Below are 16,130 nucleotides of genomic sequence, written 5' to 3'. Positions count from 1 at the left end.
ACCTTTTACTGAGGGGCAACAAGAATGGACCTGATCTCCACCGGTCTGGGCATCCTGCTCGGCGTGATCCTGCTCGTCGTCATCATCATGCTGTTCCTCGTCAGCAGGCTGTTCCGGAAGGTGGAGCAGGGCAAGGCGCTGATCGTGTCCAAGGTCAAGAAGGTGGACGTCACGTTCACCGGCGCGGTCGTGCTCCCGGTGCTGCACAAGGCCGAGCTCATGGACATCTCGGTGAAGACCATCGAGATCAACCGTGCGGGCAAGGACGGCCTGATCTGCCACGACAACATCCGCGCCGACATCCGCATCACGTTCTTCGTGCGGGTCAACAAGACCGTCGAGGACGTCATCAAGGTCGCCCAGGCGATCGGCACCCAGCGGGCCAGCGACGAGCACACCCTGCAGGCGCTGTTCAACGCCAAGTTCTCCGAGGCGCTCAAGACCGTCGGCAAGCAACTCGACTTCGTCGACCTCTACACCCAGCGCGACCACTTCCGCGACCAGATCATCCGGGTCATCGGCACCGACCTCAACGGCTACAGCCTTGAGGACGCGGCGATCGACTACCTCGAGCAGACCCCGATGACGCAGCTCGACGCGGCCAACATCCTTGACGCCCAAGGCATCCGCAAGATCACCGAGCTGACCGCGATCGAGCACATCCGCACCAACGAGTTCCAGCGCAATGAGGAGAAGGAGATCACCCGCCAGAACGTCGACGCGCGGGAGGCCATCCTGGAACTCGAGCGCAGGCAGGCGGACGCGGAGATCAAGCAGCGTCGCGAGGTCGACACCATGCGCGCCCGCGAAGAGGCGGAGACGGCCAAGGTCCAGGCCGAGGAGCGGCTGAAGGCCAACACCGCGCACCTGCGCACCGAGGAAGCGCTCGGCATCCAGACCGAGAACAAGGCCCGCGAGATCGCCGTGGCGGAGAAGAACCGCGAGCGGGTCATCGCGATCGAGACCGAGCGCATCGAGAAGGACCGGATGCTCGAGGTCATCGCCCGCGAGCGCGAGACCGAGCTGTCCACCATCTCCAAGAACAAAGAGGTCGAGGCCGAGAAGCGCGCGGTGGCCGAAGTCGTGCGCGAGCGCATCGCCGTCGACAAGACCGTCGCCGAGCAGGAAGAGAACATCAAGCGCCTGCGGATGGTCGAGGAGGCCGAGCGCAAGCGCCAGGCGCTGATCATCGGCGCCGAGGCCGAGGCCCAGGAGAGCCTGGTCAAGGACATCAAGGCGGCTGAGGCGTCCGAGGCGTCGGCCAAGCACAAGGCCCGTGAGGAACTGGTGCTCGCCGAGGCCCGCCAGCAGGCCGCGGAGCTCGACACCCGGGCGATGATCCGGCTCGCCGAGGGCGCGCAGGCGGAGGCCGCGGCCAAGGGGCTGGCCGAGGTCCAGGTCCGTGAGCGCGACGCGGCGGCGATCGAGAAGGTCGGCCGCGCGGAGGCGGCGGTCTACCGCGAGAAGGCGATGGCCGAGGCCGAGGGCATCAAGGAGAAGCTCAAGGGCGAGGCCGAGGGCCTGTCCGACAAGGCGGGCGCGCTGGCCGCCATGGACGACGCGACCCGCGGGCACGAGGAGTACCGACTGCGGCTCGAAGCCGACAAGGAGGTCCGTCTCAAGGGCATCGACGCGCAGCGCGAGGTCGCCGAGGCGCAGGCCATGGTGCTGGCCGCGGGCCTGGAGAAGGCCGACATCGACATCGTCGGCGGCGAGACCATGTTCTTCGACAAGATCGTCGGCGCGATCACCATGGGCAAGGCGGTCGACGGGTTCGTCGACCACTCGTCGGTCGCGCAGCAGCTCGGCGGCGGCTGGCTCAACGGCTCGGCGAGCTTCACCGACGACCTCAAGGGCATCCTCGGGTCGTTCGGCACCAACGACGTCAAGAACCTGACCGTGTCCGCCCTGCTGCTCAAGCTGATCAACACCGGCGGTGGCGACTCGTCGAAGCTGCAGGAGCTGCTCGGCCACGCGCAGCGCCTCGGGATCGCCGACCAGCCGGTCGCCGCCCTGGCCGCCGCGCAGAGCTGACCTGACAGCGGTGACAGCGACCGAGGTGGCGGGGACTGCGGTGTCCAAACTGGAAGCGCCCGCGCTCGACGCGGGCACATACGAGGTGCTGCGCGCCCGGCTCGGCGAGCAGGCCGCCGAGCTGGCCCGCCGGGCCGAGGCGCTCAACACCGAGCGCCTGCGGGTCTTCGGCGGAACCGAGCTGCGGCTGGTCGGCAACGACCGGATCCGCACGGAGAACAACTGCGTGCCGAGGGACATCGTTCCCATGCCCGCCGGCATTGGAGGCAGTCACAGCCCGGGGGGCCTCATGCTCTTTGGGTACAACGTGTTCATCGGCCTGAAGCCGGAGACCACGATCGACGACGTGTTCTCGCTGCACACCTTCGTCCGCGACGGCGAGGCCTTCCGGTTCGACGCGGCGGGCGCCGAGGAGCTTCCCGAGCTGCTGCGCGACGAGCAGTTCGTCCGCGACTTCGGCGAGCTGTACCGGTACTACCGCGAGACTCGGCTGCTGCAGCTGCGCCGGGTCGAGGGCAAGCTGCTCGCGGTGTTTCAGACCGGTCCGCGCACCGAGGACATCAAGGTCCTGCGCTGGAAGGTCACCTCCAGCGGATTGGTGTCCTATGAGGACAGTCGTGGCGAGCGGGATCATGTCTTCCCGCCGTCGCACGACTTCGAGTGGGTCGAGACGACCCGCGACAATCACGTGCTTGGCCGGTTCCCGCACATCTCCATCCTGGACAAGGTGTTCGTCGAGACGATCCACGGCGATCTCACGCTGAAGGTCGAGAACAACACCGAGACCGGCGAGGGGATCTACGCCGAGGCGGTCGCCGAGCCGCTGCAGAGCCTCGCCGACGCCGACGTGCACTACGCCGAGGTCGGGCCGCTCATCCTCATCCGGGTGCGGCCCTACAACGAGACCGTTTGGCGGCACCTGGTCTTCAACACCCACACCAAGTCCGTGGTGCGGCTCGACGGCATCGGCCAGGCGTGCAGGCGGCTGCCGGAGGACCAGGGCCTCATCTTCCCCGGCGGCTACTACCTCGCCACCGGCGTGCACAAGACATTCGACACCGACGTCACGGACCTGGAGTACGAGCGGGTCATCCGCTCGCCCAACGGCGAGGACGTGCTGTTCGTCTTCCACGCCCGCGGCGACGGCCGCTCGCTGCTGCTGCCCTACAACCTGATCCGCAAGGAAGTGGCGAACCCGCTGGTCTGCCACGGGTACTCACTGTTCGACGACGGCACCCTCGTGGTGTTCCGGGCGGTCTCCGAGGAACCGACCCGCGTGCATCCCATGCAGGTCTGGCAGACGCCCTACCTGTCGGACACTTACGCCGCCGCGCAGCCGGTCGGGACCGGGCCGCTGGAGCGGGTCGGCAACCCGGACCTGGTACGCGGGATCTCCGACTGCCTGTCGGTGGCGCACATGGTCGACGACATGGCGCCGTCGGCCGCCGTCTTCGAGTCGCTGATCGCCTCCTGCTCCCGGGCGTTCGACGTCTACCACTGGCTCGACCTCGGTGACCTGCGCGAGTCGCTGACCCAGGTCCGGGCCACCGCCGAGCAGGTCCTCGACGAGTTCGAGACCGTCACCGCGCTGACCAAGCAGGCCGCCGACGTGCTGGCCGAGACCTCGGCGCAGATCACCACCCTGGTGCGGGCCGTGCGCGGCGAGGCGCCGAAGTCGGCCGCCGCCTGGGTGTCCCAGCTCGCCGAGTTGCGCCGCGCCCAGGGTCGGCTGATCACGCTGCGCGAACAGCGATATGTCGACTTGTCTACTGTGGACTCCCTCGACGCGATGGTGGTCGAGGAGCAGATCTCGGCGGGCCAGCGCGCTGTCGGCTTCCTGCAGGGCGCCGACGCGTTCACGGGGTATCACGAACAGGTCGCCAAACTGGTCGCCGACGCCGAGTCGATCACCACGGTCGCCGAGGCGGCACCGATCAGCGAGCGGCTCAGCGAGCAGTCCGAGGGTCTGGAGGTCGTCACCGAGGTCGTCGGCTCGCTCGACATCGCCGACGCCACCGCGCGAACGTCCATCCTGGAGCGGATCGGCGAGGTCCTCGCGGGGGTCAACCGGGCCCGCGCCACCCTCATCGCGCGACGCAAGGAACTCCTGGCCACTGAGGGCCGCGCGGAGTTCGCGGCGGAGTTCGCGCTGCTTGGGCAGGCCATTACGGGAGCGCTGGCGGTCGCGGACACCCCCGAGCGCTGCGACGAACAACTCGGGAGACTCATGCTCCAGGTGGAGAACCTGGAGTCGCGTTTCGGCGAGTTCGACGACTTCCTCACCGAACTGGGCAAGAAGCGTACCGACGTCTACGAGGCGTTCTCCTCGCGCAAGCAGGCCCTGCTCGACGACCGCGCGCGCCGGGCCGACCGGCTCGTCGAGTCGGCCGAGCGGGTGCTGGCCAGCGTAACCCGGCGGGTGGCGAGCCTGGCCACGATCGACGAGGTCAACACCTACTTCGCGTCCGACCCGATGGTCGCCAAGGTCCGCTCGGTGACCGCCGATCTGCGCGAACTCGGCGACCAGGTGCGGGCCGAGGAACTCGCGGGCCGGGTGAAGGCCGCACGCCAGGACGCGGGCCGCTCGCTGCGCGACCGTCTCGACCTGTTCAGCGACGGCGGCGACACACTGCGCTTCGGCAAGCACGCCTTCGCCGTCAACACCCAGCCGCTCGACCTGACGCTGGTCCCGCACGGCGACGAGATGGCGTTCGCGGTCACCGGGACCGACTACCGCTCGCCGGTCCGTGACCAGGACTTCCAGCACACCAGTGTCTTCTGGTCGCAACTGCTGGTGTCCGAGTCGCCGGAGGTCTACCGGGCCGAGCATCTCGCGGCGTCCATTTTGGACTCGGGTGACCCCGTGGCCCTGCGCGAGTCGGAGAGCCTGCTCGCGGAGGTCCGCAAGATCGCGGAGAGCCGCTACGACGAGGGCTACGAGCGCGGCGTGCACGACCACGACGCCACCCAGATCCTCGACGTGCTGCTGCGGCTGCACGCGGGGGCCGGTCTGCTTCGCTACTCGCCTGCCGTCCGTGCGGCCGCCCAGCTGTTCTGGGCTCACGGCGCCGATGAGGCGACCCGCACGCAGTGGACGGTCCGGGCGGGCTCGCTGGCGCGGGTCCGATCGGCTTTCGGTCCGCCGCCCGCCATCGCCGATCTGTGCGGGGAGCTTTCCCACGCGGCGTCGGAGTTCCTGACCGGGGCCGGTCTGCCGATCGAGGACGTCGGCGAGTACCTGTTCGAGGAGTTGGCGAGCGCGCCGCTGGGATTCGTCACCAGTGCCGCCGCCCGCGCGCTCGTCGACCGGTTCCGCGCCGCCTGCGGACAGCAGTTCGACGAGGACCTCCGGTCGCTGGGCGACGATCTCGCCACCCGGCACCAGCTTGTCCTCGCCTGGCTTGGCGCGTACCAGGCGACCACCGATTTGTCCGATGTGGACCTGCCAGAGGCGGTGGCGATCGAGCTGTGCCCGGACCTGCCGCGGCACGACTCGTCCGCCGCGCTCACCGAGCGGGTCGAGGGCCTGCTCGGCGCGCATCCGCGCATCGCCGACCGCGCGGTCGACCTGCGGCTCGACGAGTTCCTGGCCCGCACCAAGCGGTTCCGGGTCGAGCAGGTGCCGGCGTTCCGCGCCTACCAGCGCAAGCGTGAGGCCCTGGTGGCCGCGGAGAAGTCCCGGCTGCGGCTGACGGAGTTCCAGCCCAAGGTCATGAGCGCGTTCGTCCGCAACCGACTGCTCGACGAGGTCTACCTGCCGCTCATCGGCGACAACCTGGCCAAGCAACTCGGCGCGGCGGGCGACGCCAAGCGCACCGACCAGATGGGCCTGCTGCTGCTGATCTCCCCGCCTGGCTACGGCAAGACGACGCTGATGGAGTACGTCGCGAACCGCCTGGGCCTGGTGTTCGTCAAGGTCAACGGTCCGGCACTGGGCCATGACGTGACGTCGATCGACCCCGCGGACGCCCCCAACGCGACCGCCAGGCAGGAAATCGAAAAGATCAACTTCGGGTTGGAGATGGGCAACAACGTCCTGCTCTACCTCGACGACATCCAGCACACCAACCCGGAGCTGCTGCAGAAGTTCATCTCGCTGTGCGACGCGCAGCGCCGGATGGAAGGCGTCTGGGACGGGCGGACCCGCACCTACGACATGCGCGGCAAGCGGTTCGCCGTCTGCATGGCGGGCAACCCCTACACCGAGTCCGGCAAGCGCTTCCGCATCCCGGACATGCTGGCCAACCGCGCCGACGTGTGGAACCTCGGCGATGTGCTGTCCGGCCGGGAGGAGCTGTTCGCGCTGAGCTATGTGGAGAACTCACTCACGTCGAACCCGGTCCTCGCCCCACTGTCCACTCGGGAGCGCGCGGACATCGGCCTGTTCGTCCGAATGGCCCGCGGCGACGACTCGGTCCGCTCCGACCAGCTCTCGCACCCGTACTCCGCGGTGGAGGTCGAGCAGATTCTTTCGGTGCTGCGCAAGCTGTTGCGCGTGCAGGAAATCGTGCTCGCCAACAACCAGGCGTACATCGAGTCCGCCGCGCAGGCCGATTCCTCACGGACCGAGCCGCCGTTCGGGTTGCAGGGCTCGTACCGCAACATGAACAAGCTCGCGGAGCGCATCGTCGCGGTGATGAACGACGCTGAGCTGGAAGCGGTCATCGACGACCACTACCAGGGCGAGGCGCAGACCCTCACCTCCGGAGCCGAGTCCAACCTGCTCAAGCTCGCGGAACTGCGAGGCAGGCTCTCGCGAGAGCAGGCTGAGCGATGGACGGCGGTCAAGGCCGCCTACCTGCGGGAGAAGGCGTTGGGCGGCGATGGAACGGATCCGATGAGTCGGGCGGTGGGGGCTGTGGGGCTGCTCGCTGACCGGGTTGGCGATATCGGATCGGCTATTCGGTCTCGGGCGTAGGCGTTGTCTGGCCGGTCGGCGGTTCGGGCCTATGCGTGGGGATGCCGGTCGGGTGTGGGCAGCCCGTATGTGCGTGTGGATTCTTCGTTCAAATGAAACTGCCCGACCGGATCGCCGGTCGGGCAGTTTCGTGTCAAGCGAACGTCAGCGGCGGATCGCCGTGGTGCCGGTGTACTTGCGGTAAACCGTGATCTTGCCGGTGCTGTTGCTGATCAGAACGGTGCCGCCCTGGAAGTTCGCCCGTCGCCCGCCGTCGATGGTTTCCTCGTCGGTGGTCGGGTAGCCCAGGAACGACTTCTCCGCGCCCAGGGAGTTCCAGGTGTCGAGGATCGGGCCGAGCACCGCGTGCGCGCCGGTCGTGGGCGTGTAGTAGATCGACGCGCTGCCGGTGAAGTGGTTGAAGCGGCCCTGGCCGTCCGTCGTGGCTGATTCGTCGTTCGTCGGGTAGCCGAGTTTGGCGATTCCGCCCAGTTCCCGGAACTTGGCGTTGATCGCGCCGCTCACCAGGTGGGCGCCGATGTCGGAGCGGTAGGCGATGGTCGACACGCCTTGCTTGAACTCGGTGGACCGTCCGCCGCCCGCCTCGGACTGCTCAACGCCGTAGACCGGGCCGATTGAGGCCGTGCCCAGTGCCTGCCACTTCTGGTGGATCGGGCTGGCCTGCCAGTCACCCATCAATGTGGTGACCCGGGTCCGGATGGCGCCGAGCCTGTCGTATGCCATCTGACCGGGGCATTCGGTGACGACGACATCGCGGTGGCCGAAAACCTTCGGCACGGTCTTGCTCACGCCCGCGGCGCTGGTCAGCGTGACCGTGCCCGCCGGATCGACGTAGCCATTGCTCATTTTCCACGCCGCCATGGCCGCCACCGATTCCAGAGTGGCGTCGGTCGGCGGGGTGGACGTGTGGTGGCCCATCATCGAGATGCCGAACGTGTGCCGGTTGTAGCCGTACGCGTGCCCGGCGATCACCGGGTGGCGTTGGCCTCCCGAGCGGCCCTCGAAGAGCGTGCCGCACTTGTCGACGAGCACGTTGTAGCCGATATCACCGAAGCCGCGGTCGATGGCGTGGATTCGGTAGATCGAGCGGACGATCGCCGCGGAGTCGGCGCAGGAGTAGTCGTTGGTCTCCGCGGTGTGGTGGACCGTGATGCCCTTGATGTCGTCGACGTACTCCGGCGTCCAGTCCATGATCGACTCGTCGGCGCCCCACTGCGCGCGGGTGACCAGGGTCGGCTTGTCCGGGACGGCGTTCACGGTCGCGATGCGCGCGTCATTCGGCGACTCCCCGGGGTCGACGGCCACCACGGTCAGCGCGTCGGTCCCGACCTTGCCCGCGCGGGTGGCGCGCACCTGGATCCGATCGGCCCGCCCGGTCCAGATGGGTTCGGTGGTGACGACCGGCTTTCCGTCGCGGCCGCCCTCGGTGGGCTCACTCTCCTGCCATTCACTCCAGGTGCCGTCCTTGCGCCAGCGCACCTCCATCACCTCGGGAGCCTCGCCGCTCCACTTGAGCGCGACCATCGAGAACCCGCCGTCCGGCGCCACCTCGCGCACACCTGGCGCCGTGGTCTTGCCGGACTTCGCCGCCAGCGTCGCGGCCTTCGCCTTGACCGGCGGGCTCGCGGACAGGTCGGCCGTCTGGATCGACGGCATCTTCGGCGCCCTGGTGGGCTGCGCGGCGTTCGCGCCCGCAATGGTGACCAATAACGGAGCGACTATGGCGAGTACAGAAAGGGATACAACGCGCTTCATCAACACCCCAAGTATAGGAAGCGGCACGCCCCAGACGTGCTCTCCCGGCAGACTACCGAGGTTCACACGGACGCGGGCGCGTCCCACGGCGAGCGATAGTCGTACATCCAGTTCAGGTCCGGCTTGGGCAGCACCTTGAAGATCACCGGCAGCAGCATCCGGCCGATCCGGCCGAGTCCCTTCTGCGATCCGTTGCGCTTGCCCGTGGCCACGATCCGCTCGACCCGCTCGCGCCGGAATCCCTCGTACGCGGCGAAAGCGCGGGTGTGGTCGGGGAGGTCGCGCAGGCAGCGGGCCAGTTCCACCGCGTCCTCCAAGGCCATCGACGCGCCCTGGCCGGACGACGGCGAGGTCGCGTGCGCCGCGTCGCCGATGATCAGCAGGCGGTCGCGGTGCCAGAGCGGCGCCGATGGGAAGTCGTAGGTGGCCCAGCACGGCGGGATCACCGGGGTGGCCCTGATCAGCTCCGACGCCACCGGGTCGTCGCCGTCGAACAGGTCGAGCAGCCTGGCGCGCCACTGCTCGGAGCTGATCGTGTCCAGTTCGGCGCGGGAGAGTTCCTGGCGCTGGGCCGGGTTCGCGAACCACCACACCGAGCCGTCCGGCGCCGGGGTGTAGCCGAAGAAGGCGCGCCTGCCGAACATCATCCGGGTCGTCCCGAGCGGCACGTCCACCCGCACGCCCTCGGCGAAGCCGCCGGTGTTGAGGAACGGCACATAGCGGGGCGCGGGCGATGCCGGGTCGATGAGCTGCCGGACCCGCGACTGCAGGCCGTCGGCCCCGATGAGCAGGTCGCCCTCCGCTGTCGTGCCGTCGGCGAACCTGGCGACGACGCCGGTCTCGTTCGATTCGGCGCCAACCAGGCGCTTGCCGTAGACGATGTCGACCCCGCGCCGGATGGCCTCGTCGCGCAGGGTCGCGTAGAGGTCGGCCCGTTTGATGGTGATCGGCGGCAGCGCGTCGGCGCGGGTGCCGGTGAACGACGTCTCCAGGAGCGTGCGGCCGCCGCTGAGGGTGAGCCGCAGGCCGGGACTGTCGAACCCGGCCGACCGCACCGGTTCGTCCAGGCCGAGCACGCGCAGCGCGTGCAGCCCGTTGGGGGCGAGGCCGAGAAACGCGCCCACGCCGTCGGCGGCCTGGTCGTAGGCCTCGTAGACGGTCGAGCGGATGCCGGCTTCGCGGAGCGCCATCGCGGTAACGGGACCGGCGATGCCTCCGCCGATGATGAGAACGTGAAAGGTCATGTCATGACTATACATATTATGACTACATCCAACAAGCGATTAGGCTTGGCGCCATGTCGAGCCGGTCGCACCGCCCATCGCCGCTGGCCCTCGTCCTGCTGGTGCTCCTGGCCGAGCAGCCCATGCACCCGTACCGGATGCGTGAGCTGATCAAGGAGCGGGCCAAGGACCGGGTCGCGAACGTCGCGCAGCGCAACAGCGTCTACCAAACCGTCGAGCGCCTCGACCGGGTCGGACTCATTCGCGTCCGCAACACCGCCCGCGACGAGGGCCGTCCCGAGCGCACGGTCTACGAGCTGACCGAAGCGGGCTCGCGCACGGTCGTCGAGTGGCTGCGCGAACTGCTGAGCACGCCCGCGACCGAGTTCCCGGCGTTCCCCGCCGCGCTGGCCTCGATGCTGATCATGGAACCGGCCGAGGTCCTGGCCTGCCTTCGAACCCGCGCGGACACGCTGGAGCGCTCACTGGACGAGTCGCTCGCCGAGGTGACCGGGCTGCCACGGATCTTCGGGCTGGAAGAGGAGTACGCGCAGGCCGTCGGCCGGGCCGAGGTCGCCTGGCTGCGCTCGGTGGTGAAGGACTTCGAGAGCGGCGAACTGACCTGGACGCACGACAAGTTGCTCTCCTACGCGGCGGGCCATTCCGACTAACCTGGCCCGATGGGTCGGGTATGCGTCATCGGAGCGGGGTCTTCCGGCATCGCGGCAGTGCAGGTGCTCGCGGCCCGGGGGGTCGACTTCGACTGTTTCGAGGCGGGCTCCGAGGTGGGCGGGAACTGGCGCTACCTCAACGACAACGGGATGTCGTCGGCGTACCGGTCGCTGCACATCAACACCTCGCGGCAGGTGATGGAGTACGCCGCGTACCCGATGCCCAAGCACCTGCCGGACTACCCCAGCCACTTCCAGATCGCCGAGTACTTCGACGACTTCGTCGACCACTTCGGCCTGCGCGAGCGGATCACGTTCCGGACCGAGGTCGTCGCCGTCGAGCCGGCTGGCGACGGCTGGCGGGTGACCGTGCGCGACCGCGACACCGACGAGCGGCGCACCGCCGAGTACGGCGCGGTGGTCGTCGCGAACGGGCACCACTGGGACGCGCGCTGGCCCGAGCCCGCCTTCCCCGGCGCCGACACGTTCGATGGCGGGCAGACCCACGCCCACGCCTACAAGGTCCCCGATCCCTATGTGGGCAAGCGGGTTCTCGTCCTGGGCATCGGCAACTCGGCGACGGACATCGCCGTCGAGACGTCGCGGGTGGCCCAGCGGACGTTCCTTTCGATGCGCCGCGGCGCGCACGTCGTGCCGAAGTACATCTTCGGCAGACCGTTCGACCGGCTGGCGAAGACGCCGATCGCCCTGCTGCCGCACTGGTTTCAGCGCCTCACGATGCGGGTCGCGCTGCGGCTGACCCAGGGCCGGATGGTCGACTACGGGTTGCCGGAACCGGACCACAAGGTGCTTTCCGCGCACCCCACGGTGTCCAGCGACCTGCTGGTCCGGCTAGGCCACGGCGACATCACCGTGAAGCCGACCATCACCCGTCTCGACGGCTCGGTCGTTCACTTCGCCGACGGGTCGCAGGAGGAGGTCGACGAGATCGTCTACTGCACCGGTTATCGCATCAGCTTCCCGTTTCTGGCACCGTCCGTCTTCAGCGCCCGGGACAACGAGGTGGCCCTGTACCGGCGAGTCGTGGACCCGTCGCACGCGGGCCTGTACTTCCTCGGCCTGGTCCAGCCGCTGGGGGCGATCATGCCGATCGCGCAGGCGCAGGCGCACTGGGTGGCCGACCTGGTCACCGGCGCGGCCAGGCTGCCCGGCCGCACCGAGATGATCAGGGAAATCGGCGCGTACCAGCGCTCGGTGCGCAAGCGGTACCTGTCGTCCAAACGGCACACCATCGAGGTCGACTTCCTGCCGTACCTGCGGGAGTTGGCGCGCGAGCGGAAGGCGGGCGCCCAGCGGCGGTGACGGTGGGCCTGGCGAAAATCGGACGCGGGAGGGCCATGGCAGGTGATTGGGTGTGCCATATGGACTCCCAGCGCTACCTCGACTGCTTCGCCTCGGACTTCGCCCGCCTGCGCACTGTCGCGGCTTCGGCACCCGACGCCGAGGTTCCCACCTGTCCTCCGTGGACCATGACCGACCTGGTCCGCCATGTCGCCCAGGTCTACTCGCACAAGGCCGCCACAATGGAGCACGACGCCCGGCAGCCGCAGCCGGATCTGACCGGCGAGGACCCGCCGGCCGCCCTCGACCGGGGCTACGACAAGTTGCTCGCCCAGTTCGGCCACAGACAGCCCTCGGATGTCACGGTGACGTGGTTCCCACCCGACCAGACCGTCGCGTTCTGGATCCGCCGCATGGCCCAGGAAACCGTGATCCACCGCGTCGACGCCGAACTCGCCGCGGGCGTCGAGAGCGCCCCGATCCCGCGGGACCTGGCGGTGGACGGGGTCGACGAGGTCCTGGAACGATTCCTGGCCTTCGCGTCCCACCACTTCCGTGAGGACTTCGCCGGCGCCCTGGACGACCTGACCGGCCAGCGCGTCCGCGTCGAGACCGGTGACTCGGCCTGGCTTGTGAACCTCGACTCGAAGGTCATCACCCTTGAGGCGGCCGACGGCCCCGCCGACGCCACCGTCCGCGCCGACCCGGAAACCCTCCTCCGCTGGCTCTGGCGCCGCGCCGCCGAGGATTCCGTCACCACCGAAGGCGACCAGTCCGCCGTCGACGCCCTCTACACGGTCCTCAAAGGCGCCACCCAGTAACCGCAAGTCCAGGACCCAACTGATCCACACCCATCCCGACCTGTCCACAGTCCCCGCGAGCCCCGCCCACCCACCCCCACCAGCCGATAGACTGGCCAAGGGCCGTCCCCCCTGGGTGGGCGGGGGCTTTGCGCGGAGGGGTGACGCCGCGATTTCCTTGATCGGCGAGTTCGGCCCAGGACTACCGGCACGATCAGGCGGTTCGGAAGCGGACGGTGAAGGCAGCCCCGCCCTCCGGGGCGGGGCCCGCCTCGATCGCCCCACCCATCCGGCTCACCAGCCCGTGCACCAGCGCCAACCCGATCCCCGTCCCCACCGGTCTGCTCCCGCTGTAGCGCGCGTTCAGCACCCCCCGCGCGAACGCCACCGGGTACTCCTCCGGCGCCAGTCCCGGTCCGCCGTCGCGCACCTGCAGCACCGCCACCCCAGCCGTGCGGGTCAGGGCGAGCACCATCGGCCTGCCGGAAGGGGTGACGCGCAGGGCGTTCTCGGCCAGGCCGTCCAGCACCTGTCGCAGCCGACGTGGGTCCGCGTGCACGACAACCGGTTCGGTGGGGGCCTCCAGTGCGAAGCGGACTCCGGCGGTGGCGCAGCGGGCCGACCAGACCGTCGCCGTCTCCGCGACCAGGGCGGTGAGGTCGACGGCGACCACGTCGAGGCGGAAGTCGTCGGCGCCCAGGCGGGCCAGGTCGAGGAGGTCGGCGACCAGGCGGTCGAGTCGGTTCGCCTCCTGGTCGATCGTGCGGCCTGCCGCGGCGACCGCGTCGCCGGTGACGACGCCGTCGGCCAGTGACTCGGCGAAGCCCTTGACCGCCGTCAGCGGCGTCCGCAGCTCATGCGAGACCGACAGCAGGAAGTCCCGCTGCCTGGCCTCGCTGCGGTGCAGGGCGTCCGCCAACTCGTTCACCGACGCGGCCACCTCCGCCACCTCGCGCGGGCCGTCGACCGGCGCCCGCAGGTCGCGTCGGCCGTGGCTCATCGACGTCGCCACCGCGGCCGTGCGGCGCAGCGGCCGGGACAGCAGCCGGGCCAGGACCAGCCCGGCGACCGCGGCCACCAGCAGGCCGAGGCCGAGCGCGACGACGATGTTGCGGATCAGCGTCCGACCGACCCCCTTCGCCGCCTCCGTCTCCCGGACCAGCCCGATCGCCCCGCGCGGGTCGGCCTGCCGCAGCTCGACGAGGAGGACCCGCCCGTTGATCTCGATCGTCGTGTGCACCGGCCCGGTCAGCTCGGCGATGCCCGCCTTCCGCGCCGCGCGCTCGGCGGTGGCGTCGGAGCTGACGACGTTGCCGTTGGGCCGCACCTGAACCACCGCCACGCCTTGGCCGCCGAGCACCTCGACGACGCGGCGCAGGCCGAGTTTGCTGTCGGCGAGCTGACCCGCCACCACGTCGGCCTGGTCGGACAGCGTCTGCCTCGTCACCTCCCGCGCGGTCTGCGCCACCAGCCGCGCGGAGACCAGCCCGCCGACGACGGCGACGACCCCGGCCACGGCCAGGCCCAGCGCGGTGATCCGGACCGCGATCGACGCCCGCTTCACCGGCGCTCCACCGCATAGCCGACGCTCCGGACGGTCCTAATCGGACAGTGCGGTCCCAGTTTCGCCCGCAGCTGCGCGATGTGGACGTCGACAGTGCGAGTGCCCGCCGCCGCGGCGTAACCCCAGACCGCGCTCAGCAGTTGCGCCCGGTCGAACACCTGCCCCGGCCTGCGCATCAGGTGCGCCAGCAGGTCGAACTCCGTCGACGTCAGCGCGACCTCGCCGCCGTCCGTCCACACGCGACGCTCGCCGAGGTCGAGCCGGGTCCCGCAGGCCGAGAGCACCTCCGCGGCGCCCGGTCCGTTGGCCCGACGCAACACCGTGCGCACCCGCGCCACCAGTTCGCGTGGGCTGAACGGCTTGGTCACGTAGTCATCGGCCCCGAGTTCCAAGCCGAGCACCCGGTCGACCTCGTCGTCGCGGGCGGTCACGAACAGCACGGGGGTCCAGTCACCGTCCTTGCGCAGGGCGCGGCAGACCTCGATGCCGTCCATGCCGGGCAGCCCGATGTCGAGCACCACCGCGACCGGCTTGACCCGCCGGGCCGCGGCGAGCGCCGCGACCCCGTCGCTCTCCACCTGCACCCCGAACCCGTCTCGGCGCAGGTAGAGCGTGACCAGTTCGGCTATCGCCGGGTCGTCCTCGACCACGAGCACCAGCCCACGGGACTCCATGGCGGTCAGGCTAATCCCCGGCAAGCTCGGATTCGATGGCGTCGAGGGTGGACTCGATCTGATCGAGGTCCGAGGTGCCCGACGAACCGGGCGCGGGCGCGGCGGGTTGCCGCTCGCACGCCACACAGGCCAACAGCAGGGCGGCGATGGTCACCGCGCGCTTCACTTGGCACCACAGTGCTTCGACTGGAACTGCGTGACCCGGTCATTGGCCTTGTTCAGCTGCTCGACCCGGCCCGCCCGGCGCTCGGCCCGCTCCCGCAGCACCTGGGCGCTGGTCTCCCGGCCCGCCGCCCGCTCCTTCTCCGCCCGCGCCTTGAGCCACGCCACGGAGCCCTTGACCTGCGCGTCCCCGTTGATCCGGGCCAGCAGCTTGGCGATCCGCTTCTCCGCCTTCGGCAGCCGCTTCTCGCACAGGTTCTGGACCTGTTCGGGGCTCAGGGTGATGGTGACCGGCTCGCTCGGCTGCGCCGCCGCGACCCCGCCGCCGATCAGGCTGACCCCGCTGACGATGGCCGCGACCACGGCCCACTGCTTGACCCGCATGGCAGTTCCTCCCTTGACGAACCCGATGACATGACTGTCACAGAGCCGGATCAAGGAGACGCCAGGAAAGGGTTCGAGTCATGTAAGGACTCTCAGAGCATGGCCAGGATCATCCCGCCCGCCCCCACCGCCATGACGCCCTGGCAGCCCGCCGCCACCCGGTGCGTGTCCGACCGCAGGCTCACCCGGACCAGCCGCGCGGCCTGCACCGCGAAATAGCCGACGAAGATCCACCCGAGCACGGGCAGCGCCGCCTGCTCCCCGGCCATCCGGGGACTCCAGGCCGACGCCATCGCATGGGCGCTGTGCGGGACGGCGGTGAGCATGTAGAGCATCGCCAGACCGCCGACCGCGTGGTGCAGCCCGCCGCCGTGCCACCCGGACACCGGCTCCCTGCGGACCAGGAACCAGACCGTGAGCAGCAGGAAGACCGTCTGCCACCCGGCCATCGGCAGCGGCCCGCCGACCGGCGAGCACATCACCGCCATGCCAAGCGCCATCAGCGCGTGGGCGGTGTCGACCGTACGGTGGCACCCGGTCGAGCCCGGCGTGCGGCACGCGACCACCAGCCGGGCGACCGCATACCCGGCGACGGCCAGGAAGGCCGCCGTGCAGGTCCACCCGAGCCAGGTGGCCACGGTGG

The 16,130-nt window shown here is 69.7% G+C and carries 12 protein-coding genes; 5 read left to right on the top strand and 7 right to left on the bottom strand.

All coding sequences use genetic code 11. From position 1 onward, the window contains the following. Positions 1-24 precede the first annotated feature (24 nt). Both GPZ80_RS05540 and GPZ80_RS05535 read left to right on the top strand, forming a co-directional pair. On the top strand, positions 25-2,034 hold the full coding sequence (locus GPZ80_RS05540) for a flotillin family protein (RefSeq protein WP_187218691.1): 2,010 nt from the start codon (positions 25-27) through the stop codon (positions 2,032-2,034). A 40-nt stretch (positions 2,035-2,074) separates the two neighbouring features. Then, positions 2,075-6,952 carry a DNA repair ATPase gene (locus GPZ80_RS05535; protein ID WP_312880130.1) on the top strand — a complete coding sequence of 1,626 codons (4,878 nt, stop codon included), beginning with the start codon at positions 2,075-2,077 and terminating at the stop codon, positions 6,950-6,952. 144 nt (positions 6,953-7,096) lie between these two features. On the opposite strand, the gene GPZ80_RS05530 is transcribed toward GPZ80_RS05535, so the two are convergent. Both GPZ80_RS05530 and GPZ80_RS05525 read right to left on the bottom strand, forming a co-directional pair. Beyond that, on the bottom strand, positions 7,097-8,659 hold the full coding sequence (locus GPZ80_RS05530) for an N-acetylmuramoyl-L-alanine amidase (protein WP_187218689.1): 1,563 nt from the start codon (positions 8,657-8,659) through the stop codon (positions 7,097-7,099). 110 nt (positions 8,660-8,769) lie between these two features. Further along, positions 8,770-9,951 (bottom strand): FAD-dependent oxidoreductase, encoded by a 1,182-nt coding sequence (locus GPZ80_RS05525; RefSeq protein WP_187218687.1) that lies wholly within the window; start codon positions 9,949-9,951, stop codon positions 8,770-8,772. 53 nt (positions 9,952-10,004) lie between these two features. On the opposite strand from GPZ80_RS05525, the gene GPZ80_RS05520 reads away from it, so the two are divergent. The 3 genes from GPZ80_RS05520 to GPZ80_RS05510 are packed head-to-tail and all read left to right on the top strand — an operon-like array spanning position 10,005 to position 12,724. After that, a complete protein-coding gene (locus GPZ80_RS05520) occupies positions 10,005-10,601 on the top strand; it encodes a PadR family transcriptional regulator (protein ID WP_187218685.1) in 597 nt (198 codons plus the stop codon). Positions 10,602-10,610: 9 nt separating this feature from the next. After that, positions 10,611-11,924, top strand: coding sequence for a flavin-containing monooxygenase (locus GPZ80_RS05515; protein WP_187218683.1), 1,314 nt, complete (start codon positions 10,611-10,613; stop codon positions 11,922-11,924). A 59-nt stretch (positions 11,925-11,983) separates the two neighbouring features. Then, positions 11,984-12,724, top strand: coding sequence for a maleylpyruvate isomerase family mycothiol-dependent enzyme (locus GPZ80_RS05510; RefSeq protein WP_187218681.1), 741 nt, complete (start codon positions 11,984-11,986; stop codon positions 12,722-12,724). A 193-nt stretch (positions 12,725-12,917) separates the two neighbouring features. Here the strand turns inward: GPZ80_RS05510 and GPZ80_RS05505 are convergent, their stop codons facing one another. The 5 genes from GPZ80_RS05505 to GPZ80_RS05485 form a co-directional block, all read right to left on the bottom strand. Further along, positions 12,918-14,267, bottom strand: a complete 1,350-nt coding sequence (locus tag GPZ80_RS05505) for a HAMP domain-containing sensor histidine kinase (protein ID WP_187218679.1) — start codon at positions 14,265-14,267, stop codon at positions 12,918-12,920. Next, positions 14,264-14,941 carry a response regulator transcription factor gene (locus tag GPZ80_RS05500; protein ID WP_187218677.1) on the bottom strand — a complete coding sequence of 226 codons (678 nt, stop codon included), beginning with the start codon at positions 14,939-14,941 and terminating at the stop codon, positions 14,264-14,266. The genes GPZ80_RS05505 and GPZ80_RS05500 overlap by 4 nt, the downstream gene beginning before the upstream one ends. Before the next feature lie 10 nt (positions 14,942-14,951). Continuing rightward, positions 14,952-15,107 carry a hypothetical protein gene (locus tag GPZ80_RS05495; protein ID WP_187218676.1) on the bottom strand — a complete coding sequence of 52 codons (156 nt, stop codon included), beginning with the start codon at positions 15,105-15,107 and terminating at the stop codon, positions 14,952-14,954. After that, positions 15,104-15,487, bottom strand: coding sequence for a hypothetical protein (locus tag GPZ80_RS05490; RefSeq protein WP_187218674.1), 384 nt, complete (start codon positions 15,485-15,487; stop codon positions 15,104-15,106). Before GPZ80_RS05490 ends, GPZ80_RS05495 begins: the two co-directional genes overlap by 4 nt. A gap of 92 nt (positions 15,488-15,579) precedes the next feature. Continuing rightward, positions 15,580-16,125, bottom strand: coding sequence for a DUF5134 domain-containing protein (locus GPZ80_RS05485; protein ID WP_187218672.1), 546 nt, complete (start codon positions 16,123-16,125; stop codon positions 15,580-15,582). Positions 16,126-16,130 lie beyond the last annotated feature (5 nt).

Origin of the sequence: Actinokineospora xionganensis (assembly GCF_014323725.1) — a bacterium.
Lineage (GTDB): Bacteria > Actinomycetota > Actinomycetes > Mycobacteriales > Pseudonocardiaceae > Actinokineospora > Actinokineospora xionganensis.
This window is presented reverse-complemented; position numbering and strand designations above follow the sequence as displayed.